The sequence below is a fragment of the Algoriphagus sp. CAU 1675 genome, assembly GCF_029222925.1.
Taxonomy (GTDB): Bacteria; Bacteroidota; Bacteroidia; order Cytophagales; family Cyclobacteriaceae; genus Algoriphagus.
The window spans coordinates 359,123-369,507 of the sequence record NZ_JARHUI010000005.1 but is presented as its reverse complement, the minus strand read 5'-3'; the positions used below and the strand labels follow the sequence as shown (position 1 = coordinate 369,507).

7 protein-coding genes are annotated in these 10,385 nt (G+C 41.1%); 4 read left to right on the top strand and 3 right to left on the bottom strand.

Annotated features, from left to right (window positions below; genetic code table 11):
- Nucleotides 1–760: OmpA family protein (locus tag P2G54_RS13915; RefSeq protein WP_275872134.1), on the top strand; the 760-nt coding region annotated here is incomplete at its 5' end.
- A 73-nt stretch (nucleotides 761–833) separates the two neighbouring features.
- Here P2G54_RS13915 and rluF read toward each other — a convergent pair.
- Entirely contained in the window at nucleotides 834–1,565 is a 732-nt protein-coding gene (gene rluF / locus P2G54_RS13910; protein ID WP_275872132.1) for a 23S rRNA pseudouridine(2604) synthase RluF, read from the bottom strand.
- An 85-nt stretch (nucleotides 1,566–1,650) separates the two neighbouring features.
- Nucleotides 1,651–2,970, bottom strand: a complete 1,320-nt coding sequence (locus tag P2G54_RS13905; RefSeq protein ID WP_275872130.1) for a peptidoglycan DD-metalloendopeptidase family protein — start codon at nucleotides 2,968–2,970, stop codon at nucleotides 1,651–1,653.
- Between the two features lie 295 nt (nucleotides 2,971–3,265).
- On the opposite strand from P2G54_RS13905, the gene aspS reads away from it, so the two are divergent.
- Nucleotides 3,266–5,020, top strand: coding sequence for an aspartate--tRNA ligase (gene aspS, locus P2G54_RS13900; RefSeq protein WP_275872128.1), 1,755 nt, complete (start codon nucleotides 3,266–3,268; stop codon nucleotides 5,018–5,020).
- Nucleotides 5,021–5,044: 24 nt separating this feature from the next.
- Here aspS and P2G54_RS13895 read toward each other — a convergent pair whose 3' ends face one another.
- Nucleotides 5,045–5,734 carry a lysoplasmalogenase gene (locus tag P2G54_RS13895; protein WP_275872126.1) on the bottom strand — a complete coding sequence of 230 codons (690 nt, stop codon included), beginning with the start codon at nucleotides 5,732–5,734 and terminating at the stop codon, nucleotides 5,045–5,047.
- Nucleotides 5,735–6,063: 329 nt separating this feature from the next.
- Between P2G54_RS13895 and P2G54_RS13890 the strand changes: the two genes are divergently transcribed.
- Both P2G54_RS13890 and P2G54_RS13885 read left to right on the top strand, forming a co-directional pair.
- Nucleotides 6,064–9,333 (top strand): carboxypeptidase regulatory-like domain-containing protein, encoded by a 3,270-nt coding sequence (locus P2G54_RS13890; RefSeq protein ID WP_275872124.1) that lies wholly within the window; start codon nucleotides 6,064–6,066, stop codon nucleotides 9,331–9,333.
- A 265-nt stretch (nucleotides 9,334–9,598) separates the two neighbouring features.
- Nucleotides 9,599–10,381 carry an alpha/beta hydrolase gene (locus P2G54_RS13885; RefSeq protein WP_275872122.1) on the top strand — a complete coding sequence of 261 codons (783 nt, stop codon included), beginning with the start codon at nucleotides 9,599–9,601 and terminating at the stop codon, nucleotides 10,379–10,381.
- Nucleotides 10,382–10,385: the final 4 nt, after the last annotated feature.

The following is a 10,385-nucleotide window of genomic DNA, read 5'->3' as shown; positions in this document are numbered from 1 at the left end:
GATTGCCGAGATCATGAAGAAGTATTCGTTTATGGACCTGTTGGTGGCATCGCATACGGACTCCAGGGCCTCGGATGAGTACAACATCCGTCTGTCCAACAACCGTGCGAAGGCAGTGACCGAGTACATGTCCCAGTACGGGATCTCCGCGGACCGGATCCGTCTGGAGTGGTTCGGGGAGCAGCAGTTGGTGAACGACTGCGGGAACGGGGTACCGTGTCCGGAGTCCGACCACCAGCTGAACAGACGTTCGGAGTTGGTGCTGGAGGCGTTCCCGGATCCGACCAGGCAGTACGAGATGCCGGCGGAGCTGGAGGGAGCGGACTTCTGCGATCCGGAGTCTTTGTTTGACACGATCCAGGAGATGATCAACAGCGTGCCGACGGTTTACTTTGACTTTGACAAGTGGGCGATCCGTCCGCAGCACAAGAAGGACCTGGAGCGCACGGCGGTGATGCTGGAGCGTATGCCGAACCTGATGCTGTACATCGAGGGCCATACCGACCAGCGGGGAACGGACGAGTACAACGAGGGACTGTCCGAGCGCAGGGCGCAGGTGGTGATGGACTACCTGACCAAGCGTGGCATCGAGTCCAGTAGAATGGAGCACAAGTGGTTCGGGGAGACTCGTCCGGTGAACGACTGCGATTCGATGGAGTGCACCGAGGCGATGCACCAGCAGAACAGAAGGACCGAGCTAAGAGTAGGCAAGGCGGCCTTCTCCTACACCGGAAGACAGAAGAAGGTGGATACGATGTAAGTAAAAGTGACGAGTGTTAATTGAAAAAAGAGGCTTTTGGGCCTCTTTTTTTATGTCAACTTTAAGAAAAAAATCAATCAAAAGTTTTTGAACTGTCTGAGATCAGGCTCATTAATTCCTCCAATTCTTTTTCACTGAAATCTCTCCATTTTCCTACTGGAATATCTAAATGGATATTCATAATTCGGATTCGCTTCAATTGTTTTACAGAATAACCCAAATACTCACACATTCTTCTGATTTGGCGATTCAACCCTTGGGTTAAAATTATCCGAAACTTGTTTTTACTAATTCTTTCGGTTTTACAGGGTTGGGTAACTGTGCCTAATATTGGGATACCAGAGGACATTCTTTGAAGAAAGCGATCGGTAATCGGTTTGTCAACGGTGACAATGTACTCCTTTTCATGATTGTTTTTGGATCGGAGTATTTTGTTGACAATATCTCCTTCGCTTGTCAAAAAGATTAGTCCTTCACTTTCTTTGTCTAATCTGCCAATAGGGAAGATCCGTTTCGGGTGATTGATAAAATCGATGATATTATTTTTTTCACTTTTAGTGTCTGTAGTGCAAACAATACCAACAGGTTTATTGAAAGCTATATAGACATGTTTTTCAACTGGTTGCCCAACTGCTTTATTGTCCACTTTAACAATATCGCCAGGTAAAACCTTTGTGCCTATTTCAGGGACTTTTCCATTTATGGTAATTCTCCCTTGACTCAATAAGTAATCTGCCTCTCTGCGTGAGCAGAAGCCAACTTCACTTAAATACTTATTGATTCGGATAGCTTTGGGATTTTCCATACCTGAAATTTAGTCCGTAAAAATAGGGATAAAACAAAAAAGCAGGGTATAGCACCCTGCTTCAGAAAGTGGAATGATTATTTTTTCAAGGTTTTGATCCTGCAGTTGCTTGATTTTTAAAGTCTGGGGAGGAGTTACTTGCAAGATTCTCTTTTTCATCGGTTCCAGCAGGTATTTGAGCCAGAAGCTGTAATGCTTCCATTTTTTTGGATTCAAATGCCATGCGGTTAGCTGCAAGAATGGGTTCTGACGGTGGAATTTTTTCCTTCAACCAATCCTCTTGCTTGCCATTTTTCCAGAATCTAAAACACAAATGAGGGCCGGTAGCCAAGCCTGTACTTCCTACATATCCGATTACTTGGCCTTGACGAACTCTTGTTCCCTTTTTGATTCCACTGCCTATTTTAGACATATGCAAGTATTGGGTTGTATAGGTGCCATTATGTTTTATTTTCACATAATTCCCATTACCACCAGAGTAACCCGCCTCGACCACAGTGCCATCACCAACGGATCTGATTTCAGTTCCTCTTGGAGCGGCATAATCCGTTCCTAAGTGGGCCTTGTACCTTTTTTGTACTGGGTGAAATCTCCTAAGGTTGTATCGGGAGCTGATTCTTGAATATTTCAGAGGATCTCTTAGAAAGGCTTTTTTCAGACTGTTTCCTTCCTGGTCAAAAAAGTTCATCTCTCCATTTTGTTCAAAAGGAATAGCATGGTAGGGCATTCCCATATGCTCAAAATAGGCCAATTTGATGTCGGTGACTCCAACTGTTTGTCCATCAATCAGTTTTTCCTCATAAACGACTTTGAATTTGTCACCTTTTTGAAGCCTTTGAAAATCAACAGACCAACCATAAAGGTCAGCAAACATATCAATCAAATCAGGCGTAATCCCAAGGTTGGACATGTCCACATACAAAGAAGTGTTGATAACTCCACCGGCCTCTCGGGTTTTAAATTCTGCAGGTTTTTCAGCCTTATAGATGTCCAGGCTATCTAGATTAAAGACCACGTATTCGGATGAATTGGGCTCGTAGATAAAAAATTGTGCCTGAGCAGAATCGGCGGGAGTGATGATTGTGAATTTTTTGTTGGTTGCAATCCCTCTTACATCAAAAACCTCTTTCGATTTTTTTGCGATCTGGTCGATGATTTGATAAGGGACATTGAATGGTGAAAGGATGCTTGCCAGAGTTTGGTTTTTACTGACTGTACCTTCAATGATGTTTAAGCCCGTTACATTGATTCCATAGAGGAAAGTTTCATTATTTTCTGCAGATGAAATTTCCTCTGGCTCAAATGAAGGTTCTTTTAAGAAAAAATCAACTTCAGATAATCGGAATAAGGCGATACCACCTAAGGTGATTGTTAATGCGGCAATACCTATCCACTTTTTGTTCATGTAGTCTCTAATGTTTTGGGGGAAATTGAAATGATGCCCAAAAAAACCAAAAACTCCCTTTTTTGCAAGCCTTTGGGTTTTTTCAAATGATTTCAGCTCAATCTTTATACCATTTTTTTATTTTATGGAGCTTTTGCTCTTTTAGCCATGGAAATTACCAAGTCTCCAACGAAAACGCTGTTTTATGAATTTTCTTTTAGCCAAGACCCAATAATTCCACGAATCTCTCAAAGATTGGTAGGCTTGTCAGAGGCAATTCTTTATCTTTGACCTCCTAAAAAACACTATTTCAATCATGCTGAGAACGCATACTTGTGGCGAATTGCGCCTTGAAAATATAAACCAAGAAGTAAGCCTTGCTGGCTGGGTGCAGCGGGTAAGAAATAAAGGAGGACTTATTTGGGTTGACTTGAGAGATCGCTATGGCGTGACTCAATTGATTTTTGAAGAAGGCTCCACGGATAAAAATCTTTTGGAAAAAGCAGCGCAGTTGGGAAGAGAGTTTGTGGTTAAAGCTTCAGGCCTTGTGATCGAGAGGACTTCCAAGAATGATAAAATCCCAACGGGTTCGATTGAAATTAAGGTCAGCGACTTGGAGGTATTAAACCCGGCCAAGGTGCCTCCTTTTATTATTGAAGATGAAACCGATGGAGGTGACGACCTCCGGATGAAATATAGGTATCTTGATTTGCGTCGAAATGTGGTGAGAGAGAAGCTTCAACTTCGTCATCGTATGATGCAGGAAACCAGAAAATACATGGATGCCCAAAACTTCATTGAAGTTGAGACTCCTGTTTTGATTAAATCGACTCCCGAAGGAGCCCGAGATTTTGTGGTGCCAAGCCGTGTAAACCCGGGGGAATTCTATGCATTGCCCCAGTCTCCGCAGACCTTTAAGCAATTGCTGATGGTTTCTGGGTTTGATAGGTATTTCCAGATTGTTAAATGTTTTCGAGACGAGGACTTAAGAGCTGACCGTCAACCTGAATTCACCCAGATTGACTGCGAAATGTCCTTTGTAAGCCAAGAGGATATCCTAAATACTTTCGAAGGACTTACCCGCCACCTTTTCAGGGAAGTTATGGGGATTGAACTGGAAGAAGTCAAGCGAATGACTTTTGCAGATGCAATGAAGTATTATGGAAACGACAAGCCTGACCTTCGATTCGATATGAAATTTGTTGAGCTCAATGAGCTTGTAAAGGGAAAAGGCTTTGGGATTTTTGACAGTGCGGAATTGATCGTGGGGATTTGTGCAAAAGGTGCTGCAGAATATACTCGTAAACAATTGGACGAGTTGACGGATTGGGTAAAACGTCCACAAATAGGAGCCAAAGGTCTGGTTCATGTCAAGTACAACTCAGATGGAAGTCTCAAGTCAACTGTAGATAAGTTTTATAGTCAAGACGATCTCAACGCATGGGCAGAGGCCTTTGGTGCAGAACCGGGTGACTTGATGTTGGTTTTGAGTGGAGATGCTAAATCCGTTCGTAAGCAGTTGTCCGAACTAAGGTTAAAAATGGGGGAAGATTTGGGACTTCGTGACCGGACTGTATTTAAACCACTCTGGGTGGTTGATTTTCCATTGTTGGAATGGGACGAGGAGACTTCCCGTTTTCATGCCATGCATCATCCTTTTACTTCTCCGAAAAAAGAGGATATACCACTTTTGGAAACTAACCCTGGAGCTGTCCGGGCAAATGCCTATGATTTAGTGATCAATGGTGTTGAAATCGGAGGTGGATCAATCCGAATTCATGACAAAACTACCCAGCAGTTGATGTTTAAGCACCTTGGATTCAGCGAGGAAGAAGCTCAAAAGCAATTTGGATTCTTGATGGAGGCATTTGAATATGGTGCACCGCCACATGGAGGGATTGCTTTTGGATTTGACAGACTCTGTGCAATATTTGGTGGCTCAGATTCTATCCGGGATTATATCGCCTTCCCAAAAAACAACTCAGGAAGGGACGTGATGATTGACTCACCAAGCACTATTGCAGAAGAACAGCTTGAAGAACTTTCGATTCGGGTTCAGTTGAAAAAATAAAAAAAGAGGCGTCAGCCTCTTTTTTTATTTAGGCTGAATCATATGAGACCGGATTCCCATGACTATCAAAAGTTGGGCTATTACATAAGTTCCCATGATCAATATTCCGGCCTCTGAAAAGGGTTGATAAAATTTATTGAGCGCTAAAATTCCATCCGAAACGAAGAAAAAACAGGCCCCTATAAAAACCTGCCAAAAGGAGGCTGCATTGGATTTTTGAAACCGCTCCCTTGCGGTACTTACCATACTGACTATTATTATAATGTATAAGATTACTGGGATTTTCAGGTTTCCCAGTTGGGGATTGATCATGTAATAGATAAAAGCAGCCACCAGGTAAATCGGCAGATTGTGAAAAAAGGCTTTGATAAAGTTTACATCAGCCAATTTTGTATGATTTAACTGGGCCACTTTGAATGCAATGATGTAGCATACATGTGCCAAAAAGAAAGCTCCCAACCCATAAATAAAAAATTCAGACCACATCAGTAGGACATCTCCAATCCAGCTAAAAATCAATGCTCCCATTACCGCTTTGGATAAAATGGTCCAGGAAATAGGTTTGGTGATTTGGTAGAAATATCCAATTAAACTTAGAAGAATCAGGGGTTTAGAAAAAAACCTCCAATTGTTGATGTGCTCTACAAGCAGAGCCATGTCAATTAAGGAGGCAATTAAAAACAAATAGAGCCACAGGATGTTCTTGTTTTTCAAAACGTAGAATATTTTGTAATATTAGATAAGTTTAAATTAATCTTTGAATTATTTATTTTGATTCAAAATAAATGTTTGAAATTTTAATTAAATGCTTTTCAAAATTATGAAATAATATAATGAATGTAAGCTATAATTCGAAAGAAAGGCATTTCATTGTTAAAGAAAATCATTAATAGAAAGAATTTTATTCCGAATATAGGTTAAGGAATTGTTAAAAATTGTGAACTTAGCAGCGGAAAATTTAATCTTGAGAAATTCAAAAAGCATAAGATCAAATTTACCTTTGCAGGGATTATTTCAAAACCAACTTTCAAAAACAAAAAAGCATGAGGCAAAATTTACTCAAAAACATGCTGACAATGTTTTTCATCGTACTTAGTACGGGATGGGCAATGTCACAGGGTGTCACTACTGCCAATATTCAAGGCAGTGTTATGGATTCTTCGGGTGAGTCTCTTCCTGGAGCAAATATTGTTGCGACGCATGAGCCGTCAGGAACTCGCTACGGAGCGGTAAGTAACTTAGAAGGACGTTTCGTTCTTTCTAATATGCGTGTTGGAGGACCTTATACAGTTCGAATTTCATTCGTTGGGTTTGAGGACCGAACTTTTGAAGGAATTGTTTTGGGATTGGGTCAAACCTATACCATCAATGCTACCTTGTCTGATGGAATGGAATTGGAAGCAATTGAAGTGGTTGCTAGCAAGGATGCGATCATGAATGCTGACAAAACAGGTGCTGCACTCAACCTAAACAATGAGAAAATCAATGCCCTACCAACTGTCAACAGAAGTATCAATGACTTCACCCGCTTGACACCACAGTCTAACGGAACCGCTTTTGCTGGAACTAACAGCCGATTCAATAATTATACGATTGACGGTAACATCTACAATAACAACTTCGGTTTGGGATCTGGCCAGTTTGCTGGTTCTAACCCAATCTCCCTTGACGCTATTGAGGAAGTTCAGGTAAACCTTGCTCCTTTTGACGTTCGTCAGGCTGGTTTTACGGGTGCTGCTGTAAACGCTATCACCAAGTCAGGTACCAATGAAATTTCAGGTTCTGCTTATTATTTCCTTAGAAATGATCAAATGATTGGTGACAAAGTCGGTGATACCAGACTGAACAAAGGTGATTCCAAAAACGAAATCGCCGGTTTCAGAGTTGGTGGCCCAATCATCAAGAACAAAATGTTTTTCTTCGTTTCCTATGAAAAAGAAACCGAAGCTGTACCGAGCTTTACCAAAGTTGCAGCAAGACCAGGTCTTGTTCCTGATGGTTTGACGGTATCCAGAGTACCTGCTTCTGAATTGGATTTTGTTAGAGAGAAAATGTCTTCTCTTTATGGATACGAGACAGGACCTTACGAAAATTATTCCTTTGCTTCTGAGCAGGAGAGATTCAATGCCAGATTGGACTACAACATAAATGACAACCATAAAGTATCTTTGAGATACAACAATTATTCTGCATTTACGGACGTACCTACCAATGGTAACTCTATTCGATATATTTCTACTCGATTTAGAAATACCAATAGAACCGGTATAGAAGCAATGAACTTCAGAAATGCCAACTATACGAACGACAGAAAGGTACAGTCTTGGGTTGCTGAACTTAACTCCCGTATTGGAACCAATATGTCTAATCAATTAAATATTGGTTATACATCAATCACAGATCCTAAAAGAGGTGTTCCAGGCGGTCAGGCATTCCCATTCATTGAAGTGTTGGAACCTGATGCATCCGGTAACCTTCTTTACTACTTCTCTTTGGGTAACGAACTGTTTACTGTTGGTAACTTGTTGGAGAACAATATCTTTAACTTTACAGATAACTTCTCTATATACAAAGGAAAGCATACCTACACATTAGGTGTGAATTTCGAGTACATGACTTTCAAGAATGCCTTCAACCCGGTATTCAACGGATTCTACAGATTCAATTCTTACCAGTCTTTTGTTGATGCTGTGATCAACAAAACTCCTGGGGCTTACCCAGATGCTTTTGCAAAAGGATATGCTTTGGATGGTTCTACAACTCCTCCGGTTGACGAAACCAAATTCGGACAGATTGGATTTTATGTGCAAGATGAATATCAGGTAACCCAGAATTTAAAGGTTACAGGTGGTCTTCGAGTGGATTTCCCATTCTATCCAATCGATATTCCTACCAACCAACTTTTGGATAATTTGAACAAGACGTTTGATACTCCAGACGGAAACATCACTCCGGATGTAAGCCAGTTCCCTAAAGTTAACCCACTTTGGTCTCCAAGAGTTGGTTTCAACTGGGATGCTAAAGGCGACAGAACTACTCAGGTTCGTGGTGGTACTGGTATTTTCTCTGGTCGTATTCCATTCGTATGGTTGTCCAATCAGGTTAATGGTTCAGGTGTAGTAAGAGGAGGTCTTGGTTATGAAGGCCAGGATTTGGTGAATGCTTTGGGTCCAAATTATGTGTTTAACCCAGACGTAACTTATGGTAATCCTGAAAATCCAGGCCAGTCTCTTTCAAATGAGTTGAACCTTACTGACAAGAAGTTCAAACTTCCTCAAGTATGGAGAACAAACTTGGCGGTTGATCAGGTATTGCCTTTTGGAATTATTGGAACTTTGGAGTTAATCTACTCTAGAGATATCAGTACTCCAATTGCATACAACCCGGTAATGAGAACTCCAGACGGAACTCTTTCCGGTCCGGATTCAAGACCTTACTGGAATGGAACGAACTACTCCAATGACGCTGATTTCAGAAACGTATTTTATCTGACAAATGCCAACAAGAAGGCTGATTATTATTCCATCACAGCTCAGTTGCAAAAGCAATTTGACAATGGTTTCTCAACCATGGTGGCTTATACAAGATCCAGATCCAGAGATTTGGATGCAGCTGGAGGTTCTCAGGCAATTTCCTTGTGGCCAGCCACAGTTCAGTCTGACAGAAATAACCCAGAATTGAGCTTTGCTGGATTTGATATTCCAAACAGATTGATCGGTAACATCGCTTATCAGACTGAGAGAACTACTATTTCCTTGTTCTACGAAGGTTCTGACGCAGGTAGATTCTCCTACACCTATTCTGGTAACTTCGGAGATGCTTCCAACAGATTGATGTATATTCCAAACAGTGCCAATGAATTGGTATTCCAGGAATTTACTCTGAATGGACAGACTATTACAGCTGCTCAGCAGGCTCAGCTTTTGGATGCTTATATCAACCAGGATGAGTACCTAAGTGCTAACAGAGGAAAAATCGCTGAAAGAAATGGTGCGCTTAGACCATGGGTTAACAGATTTGATTTGAGAATCACTGAGGACCTTGTATTTTCTAAGGATACCAAAAACAAGCTTCAGCTTTCCATTGATATCTTGAATATCGGTAATATGTTCAACTCTGAGTGGGGTGTACCTAAGTTTGCTTACCAGACTACTTTGTTGAATTATAGAGGAGTAAATAGTGCTGGTCAGCCTCAATACAGATTGAATACCATTCCTGGTACCAGCGAATTCCCTACCGAGACCTACAGAACTTCTACCTCTTTGGGTGATACCTGGAGAATGCAGGTAGGTGTTAGATATATCTTCAATTAATATCTACTTCTGAAAAGATAGAAGGCATCCCATTTGGGGTGCCTTTTTTCATTTCCCAAAAATCAACTTGAAGGCATAGGATTACCCTTAAAACCTTATAATTCCATCGTTTATAAGTTTGAATTGAAAGAGGAGAAATAGACATCCTCTTTTTTTTCCATTAATCGAAGTCATTTGCCTCCAGTATCTTTTATACCCGATTCCCCGTTTCTATCCTTAATTTTACTCTTTGAAACCATAGATTCTGTTTTTGAGTTAAGCTTCCATGTTGTATTACAAAAAAATCAATCATGCGAAAAGTAAGGAATGGGTGGTTTTCATTCATGGAGCTGGCGGTTCCTCTGCCGTTTGGTTTAAGCAACTAAAGGAGTTTAAACAGCACTTTAACCTACTTTTAGTTGATTTGAGAGGACATGGGAAATCGACGGATTTGCCACAGGCTATTTATAAGGAAGAATATTCCTTTAAAGCCGTGACTAACGATATTATTGAAGTATTGAATCATTTAGAGTTGCCTCCAGCGCATTTTATGGGGGTTTCATTGGGGACGATCATTGCCAGACAACTTGCGGAGTTGGATAAAAGCCGGGTAAAATCCTTGGTAATGGCGGGAGCAGTCACGCGTCTTTCTGTGAAGTCCAGGGTTTTGGTTCTTTTGGGAAACACCTTTAAAAAAGTGATCCCCTATATGTGGTTATATAGGCTCTTCGCTTTTATCATAATGCCCAGAAAGCAACATGCCGAGTCCCGAAACCTTTTTATCAAGGAGGCGAAAAGACTTTGCCAAAAGGAATTTATCAGGTGGTTTAGATTGACTAAGGATATCAATCCGCTGTTGAAATATTTTAAAGAATCAGACTTAGGAATCCCCACATTATATGTCATGGGAGATCAGGATGTGATGTTTTTGGAGCCGGTGAAAAATATTGTTCGGAGCCACCGGAATTCAATGTTAAAGATCCTGAAACATTGTGGTCATGTAGTGAATGTGGAAAGGCCTCACGAATTTAATCAACTATCACTAGCTTTTATACAAAGCCAAACCTAATAGA

What these genes read in the sequence shown, in the direction of transcription:
- rluF (WP_275872132.1), bottom strand. Translation starts at nt 1,565, where the DNA reads ATGGAAAATCCCAAAGCTATCCGAATCAATAAGTATTTAAGTGAAGTT.
- P2G54_RS13890 (WP_275872124.1), top strand. Translation starts at nt 6,064, where the DNA reads ATGAGGCAAAATTTACTCAAAAACATGCTGACAATGTTTTTCATCGTA.
- aspS (WP_275872128.1), top strand. Translation starts at nt 3,266, where the DNA reads ATGCTGAGAACGCATACTTGTGGCGAATTGCGCCTTGAAAATATAAAC.
- P2G54_RS13885 (WP_275872122.1), top strand. Translation starts at nt 9,599, where the DNA reads ATGTTGTATTACAAAAAAATCAATCATGCGAAAAGTAAGGAATGGGTG.
- P2G54_RS13905 (WP_275872130.1), bottom strand. Translation starts at nt 2,970, where the DNA reads ATGAACAAAAAGTGGATAGGTATTGCCGCATTAACAATCACCTTAGGT.